The sequence below is a fragment of the Alteromonas sp. KUL150 genome, assembly GCF_009811475.1.
Lineage (GTDB): Bacteria > Pseudomonadota > Gammaproteobacteria > Enterobacterales > Alteromonadaceae > Alteromonas > Alteromonas gracilis.
Genome location: NZ_BLIJ01000028.1, coordinates 159,412 through 185,076, shown reverse-complemented (window position 1 = coordinate 185,076; position 25,665 = coordinate 159,412). Strand labels below are relative to the sequence as shown.

Below are 25,665 nucleotides of genomic sequence, written 5' to 3'. Positions count from 1 at the left end.
ACTGGGGGCAATATTGACATAACGGACCACCATTTTGACTGTAGACTTATCCCGTTTTGAAGCGCGCATAGCTGCGCTAAAGTCACCCGAATTTCTCGCCGCGCTTAAAGATATTAAGCGCGGAGTTGAGCGCGAAGCCCTGCGTATCAATCCAAATGGTACGCTGGCACAAACTCCTCATCCAAAACCATTAGGTTCGGCGCTTACCCATGATTCAATAACCACTGATTTTTCTGAATCTCTGCTTGAATTTATTACGCCACCAGAGAGCAGCGCTGCTAAAACAATTTCTCAGTTAAAAGATATCCATAAGTTTGTTATTAACAATATTGGTGACGAGCAAATTTGGCCGCTAAGTATGCCTTGCTTCATTCAAGATGAAGCCGAGATTCCTATTGCTTATTTTGGTGAGTCGAACGTTGGTAAAATGAAACGTGTTTATCGTATTGGCCTTAAAAACCGCTACGGAAGCATGATGCAAGCCATAGCTGGCGTTCACTTTAACTTTTCATTGCCAGACAGTTTTTGGAAGCTGTGGGCAGAGCTCAATGGTAACGCGTATTCACAAGATCAAATTTCTTCGGATTACTTTGGTTTAATTCGCAATTACCGCCGTCTATGTTGGCTAATTCCCTATTTATATGGAGCGTCCCCTGCGCTGTGTGGCTCATTCTTGAAAGGAAAGCAACATGCACTTCCGTTTAGGAAAGTTGGTAAGGGTACTGTATATATGCCTTATGCAACCTGTTTGCGGATGAGCGATTTAGGGTATACAAGCGCAGAGCAGTCTTCACTTAAGATTTGCTACAATCAGCTAGATAATTACGTCAAGCTACTACGTGATGCTATGAACACTCCGTCTTCTCGGTTCAGCCAGTTTGCTGCAGGAGAAGAAGGGAATTATCAGCAATTAAGTCGCAACATTATTCAAATAGAAAATGAGTTGTACTCGCCGATACGTCCTAAGCAGCCAACCCAGTCTATGGAGAAACCCACAGACGCACTAGTGCGCCGCGGTATAAGCTATATTGAAGTTCGTGCCTTGGATGTAAATCCATTTTCAGCAATAGGTATCTCACAGACTCAGTTTGATTTCTTAGATGTGTTTTTAGTGTCGTGCTTGCTCATGCCAAGCCCAGAACTAGACGAAACACAGCTTAAAGAAGCGAAAGAAAACATGAACAAGGTCGTACTTGAAGGACGTAGCCCGGAGCTGCTGCTTCAAAACGGCGGTGAAGACATTTCTCTTCCCAACTGGTGTACTTCATTATTCAGTTCATTTGAGCAAGCCGCGGAACTTCTCGACTTAGCTAACGATACATCTCGTTATTCGCAAGCGGTTAAAACTGAATTTGAGAAAGTGCAGAACCCAGAGTTAACACCGTCTGGAAAATTACTTTCCACTTTGATAGAGAGCGACAAAGATAATGGCGTGCTAGGCTTAGAGTTAGCCCAGGCCTATCAAGCTGAGATGAAGTCTTTCGAGTATACCGATACAGATGCTGCAGGGTTTGCTGCGCAAGCGGAGACGTCGTTTGCAGCGCAGAAAGAAATAGAAGCTGCTGACACTAAAGACTTCGATACTTTTATTCGTGACTATTTCGCTGAGCCTCCAGCAAAAAAAAATGCCTGACATAAGTCAGGCATCGAAGGGTTCCAGGGAAACACACATTTTACTAGAACATTAATTAAGACAAGCTATGAACCAAAAGTTCAAAAAATTGGTTGTTTTTTTATCAACACTCATCGTTCTTTTTCCTCTGCTTATCGCTGGATGTGCAACTACGCCTCCTAAAGACATCAGCAATTTGTGCGAAATATTCTATGAAAAAGACGATTGGTATGATGCAGCTGCCGATGCAAGAGATAAATGGGGCGTGCCTATTCATGTACCCATGGCCATGATGTATCAGGAAAGTTCCTTTCGCCATGATGCGCTTCCTCCTCGTGATTATGTGTTCTTCGGGCTTATTCCGTGGGGACGGGTGAGTTCAGCTTATGGGTATTCACAAGCGAAAACGCCTACGTGGTCTGACTACATGAGGGAAACCAATAACAGTGGTGCAGATCGTGATGATTTCGAAGACGCTATCGACTTCATGGGCTGGTTTATTTACAAGTCGCAAAAAGTGAACGGCATTTCTAAATGGGACGCTTACGCCCAATACTTAAATTATCACGAGGGCTGGGGCGGATATAAGCGCAGAAGCTATGACCGAAAACCATGGCTTAAAAAAGTCGCGTCAAAAGTTAAAGCACGTTCATTACGCTATGCTACTCAACTTAAAACCTGCGAGGAAGACTTGCAGAAAGGTTGGTTTATGAAGCTGTTTAGTTAAAACATAAACTACAAAATCAAAACGCGGCATTTAGTCGCGTTTTTTTGTGCTTTGAAATACTTTTCAAAAAGGTAAGAGAACAAGTTTGATTAGAAAAAAAATGAGGGATAGACGGGCGTCTATCCCTCAGCGACGCTAAGCCAAGACCGTTTTTTTAACTCACGTCGAACAGGCATCTACAAGATATTGTAAATGAGAATGATTTTCAATACATTTTTTTACGAAAAGGCCATATTCAATGTCAAAGTATTAAGCAAAAAATTATCTGTGTCTTATACTTTTCGAGTGGAGGAAAGTATGGACAGAGAAAAATTTAAGGCGCATGGAGAAGTTCGCGCGCAGTTTCTAGAGGCCAAGGGCATATTATTTATTGACCTTGTAGGCCCGTTCAACCTTGAATTTATGCAAAAATATGAGGGGGTAGTAGGGCTCGAAAGAAAGAAAATTGACCAACCGTGTTGGGGGAGTCTGGTAAACGTACATGGTTTAGCGTTGGCCCCGATGGAAGCGACAATTTCAGGTCAAGCCATTGTGGCGAAGGCAACCTCCACCGGATTAATTGCTACCGCGATTGTGTTACACGAATCTGAAGGGAAGGCGCTACAGAAAATATTTTGGTCGAGAGTTTATGCGTCTTCTCAGCTTCCTTACAAATATTTCGACGCTACTGAAGAAGCGGAAGCATGGCTCAGCGATAAGTTATTTATATCTACGCAGGCCTGCAAAATAGACCAACGCGCCCGCGTTAAAGAGTAATGACTTTACATAAGTTATTTCTGGGTTTAATAAAGCCATAAAGTATTGATCTTAGTTAAGGCGGTTGCCTTAACTATTCTACAGGCTTAACAGGAGGTAGCCATGGTAGGAAGTCAGCACCAATATCGTTTTTTCAATGTGAATAACGTGCTTTTTGATATACCAAGCAATGTTTATGATGATAGAGCGGTTGATGGATGGTTTAAAAATATATCGCGAGCGGGACAAAAGCTCGATGAATGGGTCATTTTTTCTATTCCTGATAAAAGTTTAACTATTACCCATACGGCGGCGTCTCAACTTTGTTCCAGGCTTCCCTTTCTTCGAACTTATGGATGTCGTGGTTTTCTTTTACTTGCCAATCATGTCAACGCGAAAATTTTTCAACATAGCCTGCGAGCAGTTCCTCCCAACTTTGAAATCCAAGTTAGCGAGTCGATGGAGAAACTCTGCCGAAATGCAGAAGCACTGCTTGGTAGAGAGGGAGATCTGAATTTATTCAATCGTTACAAGTAAGCATTTAATCACGCTCATTATGACAAGGCTTTAAATACTTTGAATGGGAAATAGAGACCTAGTATCGATAGCATTTTGACTCAGATCAACAAATTATCGCGCCGTTGAAGTGCTGGAAATAGGGTTTGATCTAGATCACATTATTTAGACCGCGCCTCTTCTATTATTAACGTAGTTGAAGAGGAGACAAATTATGTTGTGGACGATGATGAAAGATCCTGTGGTATGGGGCTCACTATTAGGTATAGGTATTATTGTAGCGATGATGATGTATTACACCTATCTCTTTATGCACAATAGCGCTGATGAGAATAAATAAGCGTTAGCGCTTGTTGTTCTGAAGCGGGATATCGACCAGCACTAAAAGCGCTGCTTGCCCGCCATATTCTAGCGGAGCTTGATGAAAAGCGCGCACGTGCGGATGCTGAACAAGGTAATGAGGCAGGGCGGCTTTCAGTACGCCCTGACCAAAGCCGTGCATTACGCAAACACAGTCTATTAGCTCTTTTCTTGCCGTATGAATAAGCGCGGCTAGTTCCATTTTTGCCATTTCACGGGTAAGGCCGTGTAAATCCAACGTCATTTCTGGCGAGTAATCTCCGCGACGCAGCTGTTTTAAAATATGTGTAGATTCGCCCTCTTGGCAAAAACGCATAGGACCTTCTTGAGGCAGCGCCGCTTGGTACATATCGGAAAAGTCGAAACTCGCCGCTAATTGCTTACTGTGCTTTAAATGCTTACCTTTTATTTGCTGAGACTTTTTAAACAACTCAACTTGCTTATTGGGCTCAATTTTATCTTGTGATAAAGGCGTTACACCCTTCATAGCATCGGTAAATGAGAAGGTTTCTTCCTCCGCATTTATATCGCTAGCTTTTCTATGCCTCGCCTGATTAGTTTGGCGTTTAGGTTCAGAAAGCTGCTTCTTCAATGCTTTAAGTTCTTTTTTAAAGGTTTTCATCAGCAATAGGTTTGGTCAATAAACTCGAGTTAAACAATACAAAACGCCTAAATTATAACGAATAGAAAGATTCGGGACGTAGTTAATTATGTGAATCGGTATGAAGTTTGGGTATGATACCAGCTTTGAAATTTTTGATGTACCCAAACGCCATGACCGATAAGTTCTACCTTGAAGAAGCCATTGAAGATCTGCATACCTTGTTAGATATGACACGGTGGGCAACCAGCCGTTTTAATGATGCAGCCTTGTACTTTGGCCATGGTACTGACAACGCGTGGGACGAAGCTACTAACCTTGTAATGCAGGCACTGCATTTACCTCATCCGATTTTAGAGCAGGCGGGTGAGAATGTTTTAAATTCCCGTTTGACGAAAAGCGAGCGCGAGAAAATTGCAGAGCTTGTTTTAAAGCGTGTACAAACGCGCATGCCATTGCCATATATTACTAATGAAGCTTGGTTCTGCGGTATGCCATTCTACGTAGACGAGCGAGTGCTTATTCCTCGTTCGCCGTTCGCTGAACTTATCCAAAATGAGTTTGCCCCGTTTGTGGAGAACGCGCCTACTAGTATTCTTGACATGTGCACAGGTGGAGCATGTATTGCTATCGCGCTTGCTCACGCGTATCCAGAAGCGCAGGTGGATGCGGTAGATATCAGCACAGATGCGTTGGAAGTGGCCGATATCAATATTCAGGAGCATGGTCTTAGCCACCGTGTTTATCCCATTCAGTCTGATTTGTTTTCAAGTTTAGAAGGGCAGAAGTACGACCTTATCGTATCGAACCCGCCTTATGTTGATGCAGAAGACATGGCTGACCTGCCAGAAGAGTATCACCACGAGCCTGAACTGGCCCTTGCCGCCGGTGAAGATGGCCTAGAACTTGTTGATATCATGCTCAAAGAAGCACCAACATACCTCAATGATGGCGGCTGGATATTTGTTGAAGTTGGGAACAGCGAAGTGCACATGAGCGAACGTTTCCCGGGTTTGGAAGTCATTTGGCTAGAGTTTGAAAATGGCGGTTCAGGTATTTTCGCGGTACGCAAAGACACATTAGTACAGTATTTTAGTAGTAAGGATTAATAGTTAATTATGTCAGGTAACAGCTTCGGAAAACTTTTCACTGTAACCACGTTTGGTGAAAGCCACGGCATTGCGATAGGCGGTGTAGTAGACGGTTGCCCTCCAGGACTTGAGATTACAGAAGAAGACCTTCAAGTTGATTTGGATAGACGTAAGCCGGGTACTTCACGTTACACCACGGCGCGAAGAGAAGATGACGAAGTACAAATTCTATCTGGCGTATTTGAAGGTAAAACTACAGGTACAAGCATTGGCTTATTGATTAAAAACAAAGATCAGCGAAGCCAAGACTACGGTAATATCAAAGATCGTTTTCGTCCTGGGCATGCCGACTATACCTACGATCAAAAATACGGTAGCCGAGATTATCGCGGGGGCGGTCGTTCGTCAGCCCGCGAAACAGCGATTCGCGTAGCCGCTGGCGGTATTGCTAAGAAATATTTAAAAGAAGTGCACGGTATAGAGGTGTTGGGCTATTTGTCTCAGCTTGGCCCTGTCACCGTTGATAAGGTTGACCACAGCGTAACCAACACCAACCCGTTTTTCTGCCCAGATGAATCTAAGCTTGAAGCACTTGATGAATACATGCGCGACCTTAAAAAATCTGGTGACAGCATTGGTGCTAAAGTGTCAGTGGTAGCGAAAAACGTACCCGTCGGCCTAGGCGAGCCTGTATTTGACAGGCTAGACGCTGAAATTGCCCACGCCATGATGGGCATTAACGCGGTAAAAGGCGTGGAAATTGGTGACGGCTTTGATGTCATAAACCAGAAAGGTAGTGAGCACCGCGATACGCTTACCCCTGAAGGCTTTACGTCTAATCACGCAGGTGGCGTACTAGGCGGCATCTCTACTGGCCAGGATATTGAAGTGCATATGGCACTTAAGCCGACCTCGAGCATTTCTGTTCCGGGCAAAACCATTAATAAAGACAATGAAGAAATTGATATTGTCACGAAAGGCCGTCACGACCCGTGCGTGGGCATTCGTGCAGTGCCAATTGCCGAAGCCATGCTGGCGATAGTATTGATGGATCATTTGCTGCGTCACCGTGCGCAAAATGCAGGCGTGCTTTCGACCACTAAGCCCATTGCTGGTCAGGCATAGCGTTTTTTTACTATCAACGCAGCAACCCTAATACCGCAACAATTACACGGATTAAAAACGCGCAGTATTAACCTTGTGTTGCGCTAATTATTTTCACCATTCGCCACTGCCAGTTTTGTGCTAGTGGCGTTTTTGCATATGGAGATGTGAATTGTCACACAATGGCCTAAAGAATACTGAAAGCGCTGGTGCAAACACCGTAAATAGCGCAGCAAGTAGCAAAACGGCACTCTTTATTCTTGCTATCACCTACTGGCTTTATTTCGGGCAGCTTGGTGTACTTGTACCCTATTTAGGAATCTTTCTTGATGGGCGGGGCTTTTCTTCGGCAGAGATTGGGGAGCTTTTTGCCGTCATCACCCTCGCGAGAATACTAGGGCCGGGACTGTGGGCGGGCGTAGCAGATAAAACAGGTAATGCTATTGGTGTTATGCGCTTGGGCTGCTTCCTTACCGTATTGACGTTCAGTTCGGTGCTCTACTTCACCAGCTTCTGGGGACTTACCTTGGCCTTCGGTTTAATGATGATGTTTTGGACGGCAGTGCTGCCGCAACTTGAAGTTATCACTATGAACTCGGTGGCTAACACTAATACCACCTACGGGCAAATAAGGTTGTGGGGAAGCGTTGGTTTCATTTGCTTAACGGTAGGTGTTGGAAAGGCCCTGGATATTTTTTCTACCGACACGCCCGTACATGCGAGTATTTTTGTGCTGGCGCTTTTATTCATCAGTACTTTATTTATACGCGCACCGAAAGAGTCTGCGCCTGAGAGTTCTGCGGTGGGAAGTATTTGGAAATTCGCAAAGCAAAAACCTTTTGCGGTATTTATCTTTGCTTCTGCATGTTTGCAAATCAGTTTTGGAGCCTATTACGGTTTTTTTGCACTTTATATGCGCGACCTCGAATACAGCGGCCAGGAAACGGGGATCTTTATCGCGCTAGGTGTACTGGCTGAGGTAGGAGTATTTCTTATCGCCCGCCGGCTTATCAGTCAGTTTGGCGTATGGAACCTACTATTTGTGAGTATTGCGCTAACAGGGCTACGTTGGTACGTCATGGCGGCGTTTGCTGATTTCTTTATGGTTATCGTGCTGAGCCAACTTATTCATGCCCTAAGCTTTGGGTTAACCCATGCAGTATCGGTACACTTTATCCACCAGTTTTTACCTAAGGCGTATCACAGCCGGGGGCAAGCCGTTTATATCAGTGTAGCCTTTGGCCTTGGTGGCGCCTTTGGCAACTATATGGCAGGTCAGCAATGGCAGCAGGGAACGAATGCCTATGAGACGTTCGTCACTGCTGCGGTATTTGCTGCAATAGGCGCGCTGTCATTGTTAATTTGTTCACGAAAAGAGATGGAAAGTGCAAAGGCGGCTTAAAATCTTGTCTTGAGGGCTGACCGCAGGCTTACGCCTGCGGTGTGCGCTTACACTCTGCTATCACTTCAACGCCGTCGTCGCCGTTGTCTTGCTCTAAGCGTACGTCGAATTTCCAAAGCCTATGTAAGTGGCGCATGACTTCATCTTTTGAATCCCCTAGGGGAATGCCCCGCTGAGGAATATAGCGAAGGGTGAGCGAGCGATCGCCTCTTACGTCCACATTATGTACCTGAATATTAGGTTCCAAATTGCTCAAATTGTACTGGGCGGACAGTTTCTCCTTGATAATTTGATAACCCATTTCATCGTGAATTGCACTCACTGCTATAAAAGGCTTTTTGGTGTCGTCTTCGAGAGCGAATAACTTAAAGTCGCGAATGACTTTGGGCGACAAAAACTGACTGATAAAACTTTCGTCTTTAAAGTTTTCCATAGCGAAATGCACGGTTTCCAACCAGTCCTTACCGGCTATGCTTGGCAAATACTTATAATCTTCCTCGGTAGGCGACTGGCAAACTCGCTTAATGTCCATAAACATGGAAAAGCCTAACGCATACGGGTTTATACCGGAGTAATAGGGACTATTGTACTCTGGCTGCATAACTACGCTTGAATGACTGTGCAAAAACTCCATCATAAAGCGGTCGCTTACTAAACCCTCATCGTACATCTGGTTTAAAATATGATAGTGCCAAAAGCAGGCCCACCCCTCGTTCATCACTTGAGTTTGTTTCTGCGGATAAAAATACTGGGAAACTTTTCGTACAATACGCACAATTTCACGCTGCCAAGGTTCAAGTAGCGGTGCATTTTTTTCGATAAAATAAAGCAGGTTTTCCTGGGGCTCTTGTGGAAACCGAATTTTTTCTTTGTGTTTGCTGTGCGGACTATCGGGGAGGGTTCGCCATAGTTCATTTACCTGAGATTGAAGGTATGCTTCCCGTTCTTCTTGCCTGTTTTTCTCTTCTTGTAACGAGATTTTCTGTGGACGTTTGTAGCGGTCAACGCCATAGTTCATTAGCGCATGACAGGAATCAAGTATGTTTTCTACGTCTTCATAGCCGTATTTCTGTTCGCACTTTGCAATATAGTTTTTGGCAAAAACTAAATAATCGATAATCGAGCTGGCGTCAGTCCAGGTTTTAAATAAGTAGTTCCCTTTAAAGAATGAATTGTGGCCGTAACAGGCATGTGCCATAACCAGTGCTTGCATCGTAATGGTGTTTTCTTCCATTAGATATGCAATGCAGGGGTCAGAGTTAATAACGATTTCGTAGGCCAGACCCATTTGACCACGACGATATTGCTGCTCAGTTTGTATAAATTTTTTGCCAAAACTCCAGTGGGTATAATTAAGTGGCATGCCTATGCTGGCGTAGGCATCCATCATTTGTTCTGCGGTTATTACCTCAATTTGATTAGGGTAAGTGTCGAGTTTAAATTTCTTCGCAATGCGATCGATGTGCTGTTCATACTCTTCGATAAGTGGAAACGTCCAGTCGGGCCCATCGCTTAATAAGTGGCGTCTTGATGTTTCAGGCTTGTTGTTTTCTTTTGCCATAGCGTCGGTTGTCATATTAGGCTCCTTGCTGCGCATCTTGTGCAGAGCGTTTGAATAGCTCTCTGAACACAGGGTAGATGTCGGCCTGGGTTTGTATGTGCTTACATACAAAATTATCGTGAGTAGCGGCAACTTTCTCATATTCACGCCACAAACTTTGGTGTTGTCTTTCTGTTATTTCGATATAAGCGTAATAGCGGGTCGCTGGTAGTAACTTGGCAGTAAGGAGGTCGCGACATTGCGGTGAGTCATCAGCCCAGTTGTCGCCATCTGATGCCTGAGCAGCATAGATATTCCAATTTCCATTGCTGTAGCGCTCGCGAACCACTTCGTCCATTAATTTCAAAGCACTCGAAACGATGGTGCCCCCTGTTTCTTGTGAATAGAAGAACTCTTGCTCATCGACTTCTTTAGCTTGAGTATGGTGGCGAATATAGACCACCTCTACATTTTCGTAGGTGCGCGTTAAAAACAGATATAGCAAGATGTAAAACCGTTTAGCCATATCTTTGGTGGCCTGATCCATTGAGCCTGACACATCCATTAGACAGAACATTACGGCTTTACTCGAGGGAAGAGGACGTCTGTCATAATTTTTAAAACGCAAATCGAAGGTGTCGATAAAAGGCACCCGTGCAATTTTCGCTTTAAGTGTTTCGATTTCTTCTTTTAATGCATTTATTGCAAACGTATTCTCGTGTTTGTCCTCGACAAGCAGTGCAAGCTTTTCTTCAAGCTCTCTGAGTTTCTTTCTATCACTGCCGCTAAGGGCAATGCGCCTTGCAACAGAGCCTTTTAACGAACGAACAATATCTAGATTACTCGGCACGCCGTCGGTTTGATAACCAGCGCGATAAGTTTCAAATTGAGTAACCTTATCAAACTGATTTTTCTTTAAGTTAGGTAGCGCTAAATCTTCAAACAGTAAGTCTAAATATTCGTCTTTGGATATAGAAAATACAAATTCGTCCTGACCTTCGCCCTCATTGCTTGCATCGCCTTCACCTGCACCCTGACCACCGCCACCGGGTGGCCGGTCAATTTTGTCACCTGCTATGAATTGATCATTGCCGGGGTGCACAATGTCTCTACTGCCACCTCGACCTGTATGAAAAATAGGTTCAGAAATATCTCTGGCGGGAATGCTAATTTGTTCGCCAGAGTCTAAGTCGGTTACCGAGCGTTTGCCTACCGCATCAGAAACCGCGCGCTTTATCTGCTGTTTATAGCGCTTGATAAAGCGTTGGCGGTTTACCGTGCTCTTACCTTTGCTGTTTAACCTTCGGTCAATAAAATGCGCCATACACACCTGCTTACTTTGTTGTGAACGTCAAATGCCCGTTTTAAAGCGTGCCAGTGCACGCTTTAAAACCACGTAGTTCAAGCCCTATGATGCTTTACGTACGCGCAAGTACCATTCACATAGCAGTCGAACTTGTTTCTGCGTATAGCCTTTTTCAGTCATGCGGTTTACAAAGTCGTCGTGCTTTTTCTGCTCGTCTGCAGAGCCTTTGGTGTTGAAAGAGATAACCGGCAGCAAGTCTTCCGTGTTAGAGAACATTTTCTTCTCAATCACAGTGCGCAGTTTTTCATAGCTAGTCCACGCTGGGTTTTTACCGCTGTTATTTGCACGGGCCCTCAAAACAAAGTTCACGATTTCGTTACGGAAGTCTTTCGGGTTACTGATTCCGGCAGGCTTCTCCGTTTTTTCTAACTCTGCATTGAGAGATGCTCTGTCGAATAGCTGACCAGTTTCTGGGTCGCGATACTCTTGGTCTTGGATCCAAAAGTCAGCATAGGTTACGTAGCGATCGAATAAATTTTGCCCATACTCAGAGTAAGATTCTAAATATGCAGTTTGAATTTCTTTTCCGATGAACTCTACGTAGCGTGGAATTAAGAAACCTTTTAAGAACTCCAGATACTTATCTGCGGTTTCTTGTGGGAATTGCTCACGTTCAATTTGACGCTCCAATACATAGAACAAATGAACCGGGTTTGCCGCCACTTCTTGATGGTCGAAGTTAAAAACTCGAGAGAGGATCTTAAATGCAAATCGAGTAGATAACCCTTCCATACCCTCGTCGACACCCGCGTAATCGCGGTATTCCTGATATGACTTAGCTTTCGGATCAGTGTCTTTTAAGCTTTCACCGTCATAGACTCGCATTTTGGAAAACAAGCTGGAATTTTCAGGCTCTTTTAAACGAGATAACACGGTAAATTGAGCCAAGCATTCTAAAGTGTCTGGAGCACATGGTGCACCGTTAAGCTCACTACTATCCAACAGCTTCTTGTATATGCGAATCTCTTCACTAACTCGTAAACAATAAGGCACTTTTACAATGTAGACTCGATCTAGGAAGGCTTCATTGTTTTTATTGTTTCTAAATGTCTGCCACTCAGATTCATTGGAGTGGGCCAAAATTAGACCGTCGAAAGGAAGGGCAGAGAAGCCTTCTGTTGGGTTATAGTTGCCTTCTTGTGTGGCGGTTAACAGTGGGTGCAGCACCTTAATTGGCGCTTTAAACATTTCCACAAATTCCATTAACCCCTGATTGGCTTTACACAGCGAGCCAGAATAACTGTAAGCGTCAGGGTCGTTTTGTGCATATTGCTCTAACCGACGAATGTCAACTTTACCCACTAGCGCTGAAATATCTTGGTTGTTCTCATCACCGGGTTCTGTTTTCGCTATACCCACTTGGTCTAGCACCGAAGGATAAACCCGAACAACTCTGAACTGAGTAATATCGCCGTTAAATTCATGTAGGCGCTTGCGAGCCCACGGCGACATTATGGTTTTTAAATAGCGTTTAGGAATGCCATATTCTTTCTCTAAGATGTCACCGTCTTCTTTAACATCAAATAGACAAAAAGGGTGGTCATTGACCGGAGACCCTTTAAGCATATAGATAGGTACATGCTGCATCAGCTCCTTGAGACGCTCTGCTAGCGAGGACTTACCGCCGCCCACAGGGCCAAGTAAATAAAGAATTTGTTTCTTTTCTTCAAGCCCTTGTGCGGCATGCTTAAGGTAAGAAACGATTTGCTCTATCGCTTCTTCCATACCGTAGAATTCTGAAAAAGCTGGATATCGAGAAATAACGCGGTTTGAGAAAATGCGGCTGAGCGCCGGGTCGTTGGCAGTGTCGATTAGCTCTGGCTCACCAATAGCTTGTAGCAAACGTTCTGCAGCGTTTGCATAAGCGCTTTGATCTTCCTTACAAATTTCAAGGAACTCCCCAATGGTGAACTCTTCCTGTTTTCGCTCTTCATAGCGACTTTGATAGTGTTCAAAAATACCCATGAATACCCCTTAAATACGGAACCCCGTAACTTCAGCTTAGTAGGTATTTGGGAAAAGGATAGTAATTATTGTGTATAGTTTTTAATCTTTTCGTCTAACGAAAAATGCAACTTTAATAAGAATTTAGTGTCTCTTAACGAGCAATTTCACATAAATAAAAGCCCCGCTCGTGAGCGGGGCTTTCCATTCAAATTTATTAACGCTATGCAGAACTAAATGTGTTCCACATTAAGGCATTTGGCTTACGCGAAGTTTTTGCTTGCGAATTCCCAGTTAACCAGTGCCCAGAAGTTTTCTAGGTACTTAGGACGCGCGTTACGGTAATCGATATAGTAAGCGTGTTCCCAAAGGTCGACTGTTAGTACTGGTGTAAGGTCGTCACCAGAAATTGGCGTTTCTGCATTGCTAGTGTTAACGATATCTAGGCTGCCGTCTGCAGTTTTAACAAGCCATGTCCAGCTTGAGCCAAAGTTGTTCACTGCTTTGTCGTTAAACGCTGCTTGGAAGTCTGCAAATGAGCCCCATTTTGCATTGATCGCATCAGCTAGCGCGCCTGTAGGCTCGCTGCCGCCATTTGGGCTAAGGCAGTGCCAATAGAACGTGTGGTTCCAAACTTGTGCTGCGTTATTGAAAACACCGCCTTCAGAAGATTTGATGATTTCTTCTAGGCTTTTGTTTTCCATATCAGTACCTTCAACTAGGCCGTTAAGCTTAGTTACATAAGTAGCGTGGTGCTTGCCATAGTGATATTCAAGCGTTTCAGCAGAAATATGCGGTTCTAGTGCATTTTGTTCGTATGGTAATGCTGGTAATTCAAAAGCCATGACGGTCTCCATGTTGGTTTAGTATTTTAGTCTAAAGCACACTTATCTTCGCCTGTTCAATAAGTGCCAATCAACCCTTGGTTGTCTATATCACTTTAGATGATAAAGCATATCCCAAATGTGGGGATAAAGTCCTATAACTCAATGACAAAATTGTGAAATTTTTTAAAAACCAATGTTTATCATCGAAGATAATGATTCGACGTACTGGTAGATAGCATTACAGGCAGTGAAAAGATCAATATGGTGATGAGTAATTAACGCTAAAAATATGATACCCTTCACCTTGATAAATCATTCATGCATTCCCACTTAACTGGGAATACACTTTTGTGCTCAGAGGAATCAAATGGATAATACTGAAAATCAATCAACGCTGGATAGAATCAAGCAGCAAATCGAAGAAAACCCAATTTTGTTGTACATGAAAGGTTCACCAAAACTCCCTAGCTGTGGCTTTTCTTCACAAGCATCGCAAGCGTTGATGTCATGTGGCGAACCATTTGCGTATGTCGATATTCTACAAAACCCTGATATTCGCGCTGAACTGCCAAAGTATGCGAACTGGCCAACTTTCCCACAGTTGTGGGTAGAGGGTGAGTTAGTGGGTGGTTGTGACATTATTATTGAAATGTTCCAGCAAAACGAACTACAGCCGCTTATCAAAGAAACTGCTGCTAAGTACAAAGAAGCAGAATAATCGTTGTCTTAAATCCCCTATTTTTAAAATCATAAAAATAGATTAAAAAGCCGGCTTACAGCTGGCTTTTTTCATTAATGTCCGCCAATAGCTACGTACTTTTATCCCCACGAAATCTATATAGACAGGCCAGAAAACCAAATCCTCTACGGTCTAAAAAAATATTTTTATTTCATCGAAAAAGGTTTGTTTTTTAAAATCTTGCGTTCTATAACACAGTCATCTGACCGCTAATGAGTCAGTGTTGAAGGTATAAAACAACAACCACTCTGAACACTTTTTTGATGTGTGCAAAACACACAAAGTGCTTTCGAGAAAATCCGGGAAACCACCATGAATACAACCTTGTCTTTATTGACCAGAAACGTACGGGGCGTTCTAGCTGCATCTGCTGCGTTTTCAGTAATGGCTACTGCACCAGTTTATGCGCAAGAAGCAGAAGAAAGTGCGAAAGCTGAAGATTTCGAGCAAATTGCCGTTGTTGGTTCACGCGCAGCTCCTCGCTCAGTAGCTGACTCCGCCGTTCCAATTGATATTATCTCCGACGAAGAATTCAAGCAGCAGGGTGCCACAGATATGGTATCTATGATGCAAACTGTTGTTCCGTCTTTCAACGTGAACGACCAGCCAATTAACGATGCATCAACGCTTGTTCGTCCAGCTAACCTTCGCGGTATGGCGTCAGACCATACGCTTGTTTTAGTTAACGGTAAGCGTCGTCACCGCTCTGCAGTCATTACCTTCCTTGGCGGCGGTCTTTCTGACGGTGCACAAGGCCCAGATATTTCTGTTATTCCAGCGGCAGCCCTGAAGCAGGTAGAAGTACTTCGTGATGGTGCGGCAGCACAATACGGTTCAGACGCCATTGCAGGTGTAATTAACTTCGTACTTAGCGATGCATCTGAAGGTGGAACGTTTGAAGCCCGTTACGGTTCTTACTATGAAGGCGACGGCGACATGATCCAGTTGTCTGGTAATGTCGGTTTGCCACTTTCAGAAAATGGTTTCCTTAACCTATCAGCTGAATACCGTACAGCTGATGATACCTCTCGCAGCGTTCAGCGTGATGATGCAGCGGCACTTGTTGCAGCAGGTAACACTTTCGTTGCAGATCCTGCACAAATTTGGGGTTCTCCTGAAATTAAGCACGACATCAAACTGTTTGCTAACGCTGGTATTGAGTTGTCTGCTACTTCAGAAGCTTATATGTTTGGTAACTTCGCTGAACGTGAAGTTGAAGGCGGTTTCTATTTCCGTAACCCACACAACCGTGGTGGAGTAAACGACGGTGGTACAAATGCTGACGGCGAACAATTGTTGCTTGTAGGTGATTTGACTGGCGACATGTCAGGTAACTGTCCAACTGATATCGTGGTTGGCGACAACGTACTTACTAATCCACGTTACATTAGTGAAGTAGCAAATAATCCAGACTGTTTCGCGTTTAACGAGATTCTTCCTGGTGGCTTTACACCTCGCTTTGGCGGCACGGTAACGGACATGTCTCTTGTGTTTGGTACCAAAGGTGAGTTGGATAACGACATTACTTATGACGTGAGTTTGAACCTTGGCCAAAACGAAGTAGATTTTGCTATCAGCAATACAATCAACCCGTCTTTAGGTCCAGATACGCCAACCTCGTTCAGCCCAGGTCGTTATACACAGTCTGAACAAACTCTTGATATTGACTTTACTAAACCTTTCGATGTTGGTTTGTACGAACCGCTATTCGTAGCGACAGGTTTCCAATATCGCAATGAAAGTTATGAGAGCGTTGCAGGTGATACAGCCTCTTATGAAATAGGTCCGCTGGCGACACAAGGCTTTGGCATTGGCTCAAATGGTTTCCCTGGCTTGGCGGCCAATAGCCAAGGTCGTGTGTCCCGCAACAACATTGCACTTTACGTTGACGCAGAAGCCTATATTACTGAAAACTTCATGTTAGCCGGTGCGCTTCGTTACGAAGACTTCTCTGACTTCGGCGATACGACAAAAGGTAAAATTGCGTTCCGTTGGCAAGCGCTTGAAAACATCGCGTTCCGCGGTGCATTCTCAACTGGCTTTAAGGCGCCTACGCTTGGTCAAAGTAACGTGCGTAACGTTACAACAGCGTTCGGTACGGGTGGTCAGTTAATCGACCGTGCAACGCTACCACCAACAGACCCAGTATCGCAGCTTAAAGGTGGCGAGCAGTTAACGCCTGAAGAATCAGAAAGTATCACGTTTGGTATAGTAGCCGACTTTGAAAATGGTCTTTTCATTACTGCTGATTACTACAACATTGAGCTGACTGACCGTATTAGTACAGCGTCTGGTATTGCGTTAACTGAAGACGATATTGCAGCACTTATTGCGCAAGGCATTAACGATGCTTCTAGTTTCCAAGAGATCAGTTTCTTTACTAACGACTTCGATACAACTACTGAAGGTCTTGATGTAGTAGCAAACTACTCGATGGAGATGATGGGCGGCGAGACTAAGTTCTCACTTGCCTACAACTGGACATCGACAGAGGTTGACCGTGCATCGGACAACATTTCAGCTGAGCGTATTCGCATGCTAGAAGACAACCTTCCAGCAGTGCGCTACAGTGCAACAGCGAATCACACCAACGGTGACTGGCGCTTCCTTGCACGCTTGAACTATTACGGTAGCATCTTTGAAGATCACTTAGATTCTGCATTGCCTATTGATAAAGTAGGTTCAGAGTTTACTGTGGACTTAGAAGTAGCTTATAACTTCACTGAAGAGTTTACTGTAACGGTAGGCGCGAAAAACGCCTTTGATGAATACCCAGATGAGAATACACAGTATGCCGGTATCGCAGGTTCGTTGTATCCAACTACCTCACCAATCGGTATTAACGGTGGCTTCTATTATCTAAGAGGTGTTTATTCTTTCTAATCGCTAGTTATAGCGAAAACAACTTTCACAAATGTTTCGAAGTGAAGGGGAGCATTAGCTCCCCTTTTATCTTCTATCATCATTTACGTGAAAATTTACCAAAAAACAGGCATTATTGATGCCCATGTAAGCAAATCGAAACACGCAACATTTATTATTATGACGAGAAAGTCGACAGTAGCTGAAACCTTTTTAAAATACCGCTCTAAGTTAATGCGCGCGGTAGGTTCTATTGTTGGCGCCGACGACATTGAAGATATCGTGCAAGAAGCTTTTATAAAGAGTTACGAAGCAGAATTAAAACAAGAAATACAATACGAGCGGACATACATGCTCAAAACAGCGCGTAACTTAGCGCTAAACCATGTTGCAAGAGCTGAAAATAAAAACAAACAGCAGTTGGACGATATGGATATGTTGCCTTACGAACTTGTTGGGCACAGTTTAGAAAAGAATGTAGAAAGTAAAGAGCGCTTTATTCATTTTTGCCGAGCGACAGACACGCTGTCAGCTGATGTAAAACGCGTATTTTTACTCAAAAAAGTATATGGCATGCGACAAAGAGAAATTGCAGAGCTTGTGGGGCTAAGTGAAAGCACCGTAGAGAAGCATGTCGCCAAAGGTTTAATGATGTGCTCTAGATATTTAGCTGAGCTTTCAAAGGACAGTGCATCCCCCCGTGCCACTGCTACCGCGACTCAGGACATAAGCAGTAGTTAACATGAACAATATTCGCCAGTTTTCAAGCAAAGAAGATATTCAAGAGCAAGCCTGCCTTTGGATAAGCCGTCTCGACCGCGGGTTAAAAAGTGACGAAAAAGAAGTATTAGACGATTGGCTATCTGAAAGTAATTCCCACCGCCAAGCATTATTAGATGCTGCAAGTTTATGGGACGATATGTCGGTGCTTAATGAACTAAGTGGGCTATTCCCTCAGCCGACAGCCCGCCAACCGTTGAAAAAACACAGCCTTCCGAAAACAGCAGTTTGGGGCATTGCAGCAACGTTCTTAGTCATGGCAATTGCTGTTGGCGTTATTGTTCAGCGTACATGGTTAGACAACGCGCCTGAATTCGCCGCTGTAAGCCAGAAAGTGCAAACAGGGGTGGGGGAGCAGAAAAACGTTACCCTAGCAGACGGTTCACAGCTTCACCTGAATACAAACTCTACAGTCACCGTAGACTTCACATCAACGGCGCGCAATATCGTGTTGTTGAAAGGCGAAGCTCACTTTGAAGTCGCTCACGATAAAACGCGCCCATTCTCGGTTACCGCGGGTAATAATACGGTAACAGCAGTTGGTACGGCTTTTAATATGCAGTACGTCGACGACAATGCATTTGAATTAGTGGTTACTGATGGAAAAGTATTGGTTAAAGACCGGTTCAAGTCATCATCATCAAACGAATCTCTATTTGGAAAACGCCCCGTTTCGGAAGAAGGTCTGCTGATGTTTGCGGGAGAGAAAGCTACTGTGTTAGGTAAAGTAGAAGCCCGCGAGAGTATGTCGCAAAATGATATTGACGATGATTTAGCGTGGCAGCAGGGCATGATAGTATTTAAAGGCGAGCCATTAGATGCCGTGTTGGCAGAAATTGGACGTTATACACCTGTTCGTTTTCACATTTCTGACGATAGTTTACGTAAACGACGTGTAGCAGGATACTTCAAAGTAGGCGATATAGATGGCTTACTTTCTGCGCTAAAGAGCAGTTTCAATATTAATTATCAACGAGTCACTGAAACAACGATTGAACTGAGCACTGCGAAAAGTTAAATATTTCTGAAAGCTGGGTGCTTTCGATGATTACTCATTGGCATCATTTTATTTAATGTGACAATATAATTAAAATAATAAGCACATCGATTTAATATCTTGCAGTACGGCAATTTTGCAATAAGCAGGCAATCTAAAAATAAAAGAAAAAAGCTGCATGCTTTCGCGTGTTCGGCTTGTTGTCGTTCGCAAAATAAAATACTCAAACGCTTTATATCTAGTGTGTTTTTACCTGCGCATATAGTCTCTGGTATTTTTCTCCTTTTATGGCCAACGGAAACGGTGTTTGCGCAAAATATTAGCGACTCGCCCATTTCGTCTGAAACCCAGTCTTCCTCTGATGCAATTACATTTTCAATACCTGCCCAAAACGCCAATGAGGCGCTGACTGAGCTTGCTAAACAAGCCAATACAACGTTGTTGTTTCCCTTCGATCTAGCAAGGAAAGTAAAGACGAATGCTTTAGAAGGTACGTTTACATTGGATGAAGCCTTGACCCAGCTTCTCGAAGGAACGGAGCTTGCCGTTATTAGTGATGAAAACGGCGTATTGAGTATTCGTTCGCGCTCATCCCTTCTAGCGAAACCAAAACAAAGCGAAGACAACGAGAATGAGGTTGAGGAAAAGACTAATGGACTTGAAAAAATCGCTGTCGTTGGTACTAGAAACTCGCCTAGAAGTGCTGTGGATTCACCGGTCCCTCTCGATGTTATTGGCTCCGACGCGCTAAGTTCTCAAGGTAATACCGACGTGCTCTCTATGTTGAGCGTGATGGTTCCATCTCTTAATGTAAATGACCAGCCAATAAATGATGCTAGCAGCTTGGTGAGGCCTGCGAATTTAAGAGGTATGTCTTCAGATCATACGCTGTTGCTTCTAAATGGAAAACGACGACATCGCTCCGCGGTTATCACGTTTCTAGGTGGCGGTTTATCTGATGGGGCACAAGGGCCAGATATTTCAGTTATACCCGCTTATGCCCTGAAGCAAGTAGAGGTACTGCGAGATGGGGCATCGGCTCAGTATGGCTCAGATGCTATTGCTGGCGTTATTAACTTCGTCTTGAAAGATGCAAGAGAAGGAGGCAGTGTCGCTTTGAAGCTTGGCGGATACAGCGAAGGTGACGGCGAGCTTTTTCAATTTCAGGCGAATAAAGGTTTCGGCATAGGAGAGACAGGCTTTATCAACGCCACAGCGGAGTACAGGCAGCAAAATGGTACATCTCGTTCTGTTCAACGCACTGATGCTCAAAACCTTCAAGAGCAAGGTAATACATTTATTCAAACACCTGCTCAAATTTGGGGGGCGTTAGATGTGAACGAAGATATCAAGCTCGCACTCAATGCTGGCCTTGACCTGTCTTCTTCATCGAAATTGTATAGTTTTGCTACCGCGGCACGCCGTGAGATTAATGGTGGATTCTATTTTCGAAATCCACAAACTCGTGAAGGTGTGTTTAGCCGCACGGACTCTGCTACTGGAGAAAGTCGTCTTATTGTTGCGGATTTAGATGGGCTGGAAAACGGTATTACATGCCCTTCTATTACCCTTTCAAGTAGTAATGTTTTATCAAATCCCGATTATCAACGAATAGCAGATAACTCAACCGCGCTTGGTGCAAACTGTTTTGCCTTTAACGAGTGGTTTCCCGGCGGGTTTACGCCCCAATTTGGCGGATCGATTACTGATGCCTCAGTTGCTATGGGAATAAGGCACGAACTTCCCGATGGCTGGGCGATGGATGCAAGCGCCACACTTGGATACAGTGATATTGAGTACACTATTTCAAATACGGTTAATCCATCATTGGGCCCTCAAACACCCACAACTTTCTCACCTGGAGGCGTTTCGCAGGTAGAACGTACGTTTAATCTGGACTTTACCAAGTTAATACAAACCATTTTTGAAGATCCAATCAGCATTGCCCTGGGTGTTGAATGGCGCAAAGAAACCTACTTTCAGAAAGCGGGTGATGAAGCGTCGTATGTTGCAGGTCCCTACGCACTAGAGCCTCCACTGGGCTTGAATCAAGGATTTTCTATAGGGTCAAACGGCTTCCCAGGTTATCAGCCGCAGTCAGCAGGCCATTGGAGTCGCAATAATTGGGCGCTCTATGCGGACGTTGAGCTTTTCGTTACAGAAGAATTGCAGTTTGGTATGGCGACACGCGTTGAACATTTTAGTGATTTTGGTTCAACGTTCGACGGCAAGGTAAGTACTCGATATAAATTAAACGATCTGTTTGCATTACGCGGGTCGGTTAATACCGGGTTTAAAGCACCCACAGTGGGTCAAAGCAACGTAATCAATGTCACCACTGCCTATGGTATAAACGGGTTGGAGGACCAGGCGACGCTGCCGCCTACCGACCTAATATCGCTCCAGCTCGGTGCAACGCCACTGACACCCGAAGAGTCGGTTAACTTCAGTTTAGGGGTGGTTATGCAGGCAAGTGAGACCTTTTTTGCCACTTTGGATTATTTTAATATTCGTCTTGCGGATAGAATAAGTACCACATCAGCTATACCGTTGACCGAAGAGGACATTACTGCACTCATCGCTAAGGGGCGCCTTGATGCAGCTAAATATAATGCAGCTAAATATTTTACTAATGATTTTGATACGAAGACACAAGGTGTCGATATCGTTGTAAATTACAGCTTTTCTCATGAGGATTGGTCAAACTCTTTGCTGCTCGCTTATAACTGGACAGACACGCAGGTGGAACGGGTTACTCGCTACCCAGCTCTAGTCAATGGCGAAATACAACTTTTACCAAATCTAACCCAGGCTCGCGTTAAAATGTTAGAAGATAACCTGCCGGGTCATCGAGGCAGTCTTACTCTCGAGCAATCAAAAGGTAATTGGGCTTTTACTTGGCGTTTAAATTATTACGGCAAATTTTATGAGGACCATCTTGATGCCTCAGCGGGTATGGATATTTTTGGCAGTGCGCTAACCACGTTTGATGCTCAACTCTCTTGGCAAGTACTACCGCACACTGTGCTTACCTTTGGAGCGCAAAACCTCTTCGACGCGCTTCCTGAAGAAAATCCATTTCAAGGAGAGGTTGGGGCGCTTTACCCACCTACATCTCCAAGTGGCATTAATGGTGCTTTCTATTACGCAGGGCTTGAATATACTTTCAAGTGATAGTCCGACAGTTGTATTTCAAATCACTGCTTTGAATGGTGTTATAGAAAGGATAATCAAGTGAGGTTCTTCGTGTTTTTCGCCACATTAATGCTGCGGAAAGTAGAAGGCATTGTGATAGAGACGGAAGAAAAAAGGGACAGATGGAATAAAGTGAAATGGGCCTAATGAACGTTCCTAGCCCACGTTTTTAAATAAGGTTTCATCGACAATTGTTTGATCAATAATTTGCTGTGCCATATTGATGCACTTGCCGCATTGAGAACCAAGCTCTAAATGTTGACGTAACTCACGCATATTCCCCACACCGTTTTCTTCAACAGCCGCGCGAATGCTCTTATCAGTTACCCCATAGCACATACAAACAAACATTAAACGTACTCCAAATGAATCTGTAAATGATAATAATTGCTATTCATGAATTTGGCAAGCAGATATTTAAAATTTAATGCAGTGAAATTGATTGCTGTTTGAACTATGCAAAAAGGTTTTTGCTCTCTGATTGGTATGATCTGTCAGAAAAAGCAGCATAGGGTATTGTTATTCGAATAATAGTACCTACCTTTGCTCATAGATAGTTATCTTAAATAATTGCGCTAAGTAATTATTTTTATTATTACAATCCACATTTAAATGGAGAGACTCATGAGTGTATTAGTTGGCCGCCCGGCGCCAGATTTTACTGCGGCAGCAGTGCTTGGTAGCGGTGAAATTGTTGATACTTTCACGCTAAGCGAAGCTATAAAAGGTAAAAAAGCAGTCGTCTTTTTCTACCCGCTAGATTTCACATTTGTTTGCCCGTCTGAGCTTATTGCGTTTGACAAACGTTTCGACGAATTCAAAAAGCGCGGTGTTGAGGTAATTGGTGTGTCGATCGATTCTCAATTTTCACACAACGCGTGGAGAAACACTCCAGTAAATCAAGGTGGTATCGGCCCTGTTAAGTATACTTTGGTGGCGGATGTCAAACATGATATTTGCCAAGCTTATGATGTAGAGCACCCTGAAGACGGTGTAGCGTTCCGCGGTTCATTTCTTATCGATGAACAAGGTATGGTACGTCACCAAGTAGTAAACGATCTGCCACTTGGCCGAAACGTAGACGAAATGCTGCGTATGGTTGATGCACTAGCGTTCCATGAGGAGCATGGTGAAGTTTGCCCGGCGGGTTGGACCGAAGGTAAAGCGGGTATGGATGCGTCACCTGAAGGCGTGGCTAAGTATTTATCTGAAGAAGCTGACAAGTTATAAGTTAACCCCGTAAAATCAATAAAAGAACGGCGCCAATTGGCGCCGTTCTTGTTTTTCACCAATCCGTATAGATAATTACACATCTGCATTTAAGCAGCATGCTCATCATCGAAAGATTAGGCCTTTTAGTTTAATCTTCGCTTCCTACAGGCCAGCCGCCCAATGCTTTATATCGATTCACCATATAGCAAAATAATTCGGTAGTTTTCTGCGCGTCATACAGTGCACTGTGTGCTTCGTTTTGATCAAATTCAATGCCAGCAGCACGGCAAGCTTTTACCAGAACAGTTTGTCCTAGCGCCAAGCCAGCAAGGCTTGTTGTATCGAAGGATACGAAAGGGTGAAATGGCGTTCGTTTAATATTACAGCGTTCTAACGCAGCATTGACAAAACTCTGATCGAAAGTAGCGTTGTGAGCCACAATAACCGACCGCTGACAATCGGCATTTTTTTGCGCTTTGCGAATACCTTTACAGAGATCTTTCATCGCTTCACTTTCTTCGATAGCGCCTCGCAGAGCACAATTAGGGTCAATACCATTAAATTCTAGCGCTGCGGGCTCTAAATTCGCACCCTCGAAAGGATCGATATGGTAATGGAAAGTTTGATCCGGGTGCAAAATACCGTTGTCGTCCATTTTGACGGTTACCGCCGCGAGTTCCAATAGAGCGTCGGTACCTGCATTAAATCCGGCTGTTTCAACGTCGATGACAACGGGAAAATAACCTCTAAAGCGCTGGGAAAGAAGGGGCGGGTTAGCAGACATAAACACTCTTGTAGACTAGATTAGAAAAACAAGTTGATGACTTTAAATGTGCACCAACATGAGAACGTACGAGAATAATGAATTATCGCAAGGATGTTACTGAGTTGCCAGTTTCAATTTGAAGACTATCAAATGAAGATGAGATTAGTAGCTAAAACAAGAAAAGTGAATGGTATTAGGCGCTAAACTTTTCTACACTTTGGACGATAAACACATTATAGGTGGAACTACGCGCTGCCATATTTGCTATGGCGATAGTTTTTACTAAGGTAAATTGAGCTTGTTCGAGTTTACTTAGCAGCGTGGATAATGTGGCTTTCAAAAGGGTGAGGTGATGAAAAATGTAGCCTGCACCTGGTTTAGTTTGATTTTCGTAATGGTGTCGAAATGGTCTCGAAATTAAAATATATCGCGTTGATCGGGATGGTGAGTTCACTTTCCTCCCAAGCCGCCATGCGGCAGTATTCTGCGACAATAGAGAGCTCTAGCTGGCGTATCGATACCGACACACGCTTACAGTGTACGCTTAATCATGATTTGCCAGGATATGGTGAAGCCATGTTCACAAGCACCGCATCAAAACAGCTCAATATGGAATTTGAGCTGGATATGCATTTGCTGCCCAGTAAATTTGATATGGCTGCTGTTTATTCTGTACCACCAAAGTGGATGCCGGGCGTTGCACCTAAGCCTATTGCGGATATGTCGCTTCGGAAACAATATAATGGTGACCTGCCTAAAGACGCTGCATGGACGATGCTATCTGAACTAGAAAAAGGTTTTTGGCCCACCATCTATTATCAAGATTGGTACAATAAGTACGACCAAGTCAGTGTAGCGCTAAACGCAAGTAATTTTTCGAGTGTATATCGCGAATTCGTTAAGTGTGTATCTAATTTACTGCCTTTCAATTTTGACGATATCGCCTATACGGTACTGTCTTATCAAAACAACAGCACTGAGCTTACTAAGTACTCACAAAAGCGCCTTACTATGATAGGTGAGTATTTAAAAGAGGACAGCGAGCTAGAACTGGTGCTTCTTGATGGTTATACCGACAGTTACGGTGGCCGTTGGAACAATGAGCAGCTTTCTATACGCCGCGCTAATGAGGTCAAAAGTTACCTCACAACGCTTGGTGTGCCTGAAGATAGAATTAAGCTTACCGGTCATGGCGAAAAACGCCACATCGCGCCAAACGATACGAGAGAAAGCCGTGCGCAAAACCGACGAGTGGTAGTACGTCTGTCTAAATCTTAAGCGCTGGTTGG

At 44.0% G+C, this 25,665-nt stretch carries 22 protein-coding genes; 15 read left to right on the top strand and 7 right to left on the bottom strand.

The features are described 5' to 3' along the window. The first annotated feature begins 34 nt into the window (after positions 1–34). The 5 genes from gshA to GVO62_RS19590 all read left to right on the top strand — a co-directional run bounded on the left by gshA (position 35) and on the right by GVO62_RS19590 (position 3,930). Positions 35–1,633, top strand: coding sequence for a glutamate--cysteine ligase (gshA, locus tag GVO62_RS06085; protein WP_159118179.1), 1,599 nt, complete (start codon positions 35–37; stop codon positions 1,631–1,633). Positions 1,634–1,700: 67 nt separating this feature from the next. Further along, positions 1,701–2,339, top strand: a complete 639-nt coding sequence (locus GVO62_RS06080; RefSeq protein ID WP_159118178.1) for a transglycosylase SLT domain-containing protein — start codon at positions 1,701–1,703, stop codon at positions 2,337–2,339. Positions 2,340–2,636: 297 nt separating this feature from the next. Then, positions 2,637–3,095: a hypothetical protein gene (locus GVO62_RS06075; RefSeq protein WP_159118177.1), complete on the top strand. Its 459-nt coding sequence runs from the start codon at positions 2,637–2,639 to the stop codon at positions 3,093–3,095. A 102-nt stretch (positions 3,096–3,197) separates the two neighbouring features. Next, on the top strand, positions 3,198–3,611 hold the full coding sequence (locus GVO62_RS06070; protein WP_159118176.1) for a hypothetical protein: 414 nt from the start codon (positions 3,198–3,200) through the stop codon (positions 3,609–3,611). Between the two features lie 193 nt (positions 3,612–3,804). Beyond that, entirely contained in the window at positions 3,805–3,930 is a 126-nt protein-coding gene (locus tag GVO62_RS19590) for a hypothetical protein (RefSeq protein ID WP_268891112.1), read from the top strand. Between the two features lie 3 nt (positions 3,931–3,933). On the opposite strand, the gene smrB is transcribed toward GVO62_RS19590, so the two are convergent. Continuing rightward, positions 3,934–4,572 (bottom strand): endonuclease SmrB, encoded by a 639-nt coding sequence (smrB, locus tag GVO62_RS06065; RefSeq protein WP_159118175.1) that lies wholly within the window; start codon positions 4,570–4,572, stop codon positions 3,934–3,936. 152 nt (positions 4,573–4,724) lie between these two features. On the opposite strand from smrB, the gene prmB reads away from it, so the two are divergent. The 3 genes from prmB (at position 4,725) to GVO62_RS06050 (ending at position 8,148) form a co-directional block, all read left to right on the top strand. After that, the gene (gene prmB / locus GVO62_RS06060) at positions 4,725–5,660 is read left to right on the top strand and encodes a 50S ribosomal protein L3 N(5)-glutamine methyltransferase (RefSeq protein ID WP_159118201.1); all 936 of its coding nucleotides are present in this window, start codon (positions 4,725–4,727) and stop codon (positions 5,658–5,660) included. A 9-nt stretch (positions 5,661–5,669) separates the two neighbouring features. After that, the gene (aroC, locus tag GVO62_RS06055; protein WP_105931815.1) at positions 5,670–6,767 is read left to right on the top strand and encodes a chorismate synthase; all 1,098 of its coding nucleotides are present in this window, start codon (positions 5,670–5,672) and stop codon (positions 6,765–6,767) included. 151 nt (positions 6,768–6,918) lie between these two features. Continuing rightward, complete coding sequence (locus GVO62_RS06050) at positions 6,919–8,148, top strand: MFS transporter (protein ID WP_159118174.1); 1,230 nt, start codon at positions 6,919–6,921, stop codon at positions 8,146–8,148. Positions 8,149–8,176: 28 nt separating this feature from the next. On the opposite strand, the gene GVO62_RS06045 is transcribed toward GVO62_RS06050, so the two are convergent. From GVO62_RS06045 to sodB, 4 genes are all read right to left on the bottom strand, one after another. Then, entirely contained in the window at positions 8,177–9,724 is a 1,548-nt protein-coding gene (locus GVO62_RS06045) for a SpoVR family protein (RefSeq protein WP_159118173.1), read from the bottom strand. 1 nt (position 9,725) lies between these two features. After that, a complete protein-coding gene (locus GVO62_RS06040) occupies positions 9,726–11,012 on the bottom strand; it encodes a YeaH/YhbH family protein (RefSeq protein ID WP_159118172.1) in 1,287 nt (428 codons plus the stop codon). An 84-nt stretch (positions 11,013–11,096) separates the two neighbouring features. Beyond that, positions 11,097–13,019, bottom strand: a complete 1,923-nt coding sequence (locus tag GVO62_RS06035) for a PrkA family serine protein kinase (RefSeq protein WP_105931819.1) — start codon at positions 13,017–13,019, stop codon at positions 11,097–11,099. Positions 13,020–13,261: 242 nt separating this feature from the next. Then, entirely contained in the window at positions 13,262–13,843 is a 582-nt protein-coding gene (sodB, locus tag GVO62_RS06030; RefSeq protein WP_159118171.1) for a superoxide dismutase [Fe], read from the bottom strand. 349 nt (positions 13,844–14,192) lie between these two features. On the opposite strand from sodB, the gene GVO62_RS06025 reads away from it, so the two are divergent. From GVO62_RS06025 to GVO62_RS06005, 5 genes are all read left to right on the top strand, one after another. After that, positions 14,193–14,543 carry a Grx4 family monothiol glutaredoxin gene (locus GVO62_RS06025; RefSeq protein ID WP_014948765.1) on the top strand — a complete coding sequence of 117 codons (351 nt, stop codon included), beginning with the start codon at positions 14,193–14,195 and terminating at the stop codon, positions 14,541–14,543. A gap of 333 nt (positions 14,544–14,876) precedes the next feature. Then, positions 14,877–17,447 carry a TonB-dependent receptor plug domain-containing protein gene (locus tag GVO62_RS06020; RefSeq protein WP_159118170.1) on the top strand — a complete coding sequence of 857 codons (2,571 nt, stop codon included), beginning with the start codon at positions 14,877–14,879 and terminating at the stop codon, positions 17,445–17,447. A 159-nt stretch (positions 17,448–17,606) separates the two neighbouring features. Further along, complete coding sequence (locus GVO62_RS06015; RefSeq protein WP_373996009.1) at positions 17,607–18,167, top strand: RNA polymerase sigma factor; 561 nt, start codon at positions 17,607–17,609, stop codon at positions 18,165–18,167. 1 nt (position 18,168) lies between these two features. Then, a complete protein-coding gene (locus GVO62_RS06010) occupies positions 18,169–19,224 on the top strand; it encodes a FecR family protein (RefSeq protein WP_159118168.1) in 1,056 nt (351 codons plus the stop codon). A gap of 282 nt (positions 19,225–19,506) precedes the next feature. Further along, positions 19,507–22,377, top strand: coding sequence for a TonB-dependent receptor (locus GVO62_RS06005; RefSeq protein ID WP_373996008.1), 2,871 nt, complete (start codon positions 19,507–19,509; stop codon positions 22,375–22,377). Between the two features lie 177 nt (positions 22,378–22,554). Here the strand turns inward: GVO62_RS06005 and GVO62_RS06000 are convergent, their stop codons facing one another. After that, positions 22,555–22,749, bottom strand: a complete 195-nt coding sequence (locus tag GVO62_RS06000) for a bacterioferritin-associated ferredoxin (RefSeq protein WP_105931824.1) — start codon at positions 22,747–22,749, stop codon at positions 22,555–22,557. 273 nt (positions 22,750–23,022) lie between these two features. Here GVO62_RS06000 and GVO62_RS05995 point away from each other — a divergent pair, with 273 nt between their 5' ends. Beyond that, a complete protein-coding gene (locus GVO62_RS05995; RefSeq protein ID WP_105931825.1) occupies positions 23,023–23,628 on the top strand; it encodes a peroxiredoxin in 606 nt (201 codons plus the stop codon). 130 nt (positions 23,629–23,758) lie between these two features. Here the strand turns inward: GVO62_RS05995 and rnt are convergent, their stop codons facing one another. After that, positions 23,759–24,394, bottom strand: coding sequence for a ribonuclease T (gene rnt / locus GVO62_RS05990; RefSeq protein ID WP_159118166.1), 636 nt, complete (start codon positions 24,392–24,394; stop codon positions 23,759–23,761). 387 nt (positions 24,395–24,781) lie between these two features. Here rnt and GVO62_RS05985 point away from each other — a divergent pair, with 387 nt between their 5' ends. Further along, positions 24,782–25,654 (top strand): flagellar protein MotY, encoded by an 873-nt coding sequence (locus GVO62_RS05985; protein WP_159118165.1) that lies wholly within the window; start codon positions 24,782–24,784, stop codon positions 25,652–25,654. The last annotated feature ends 11 nt before the right edge of the window (positions 25,655–25,665 follow it).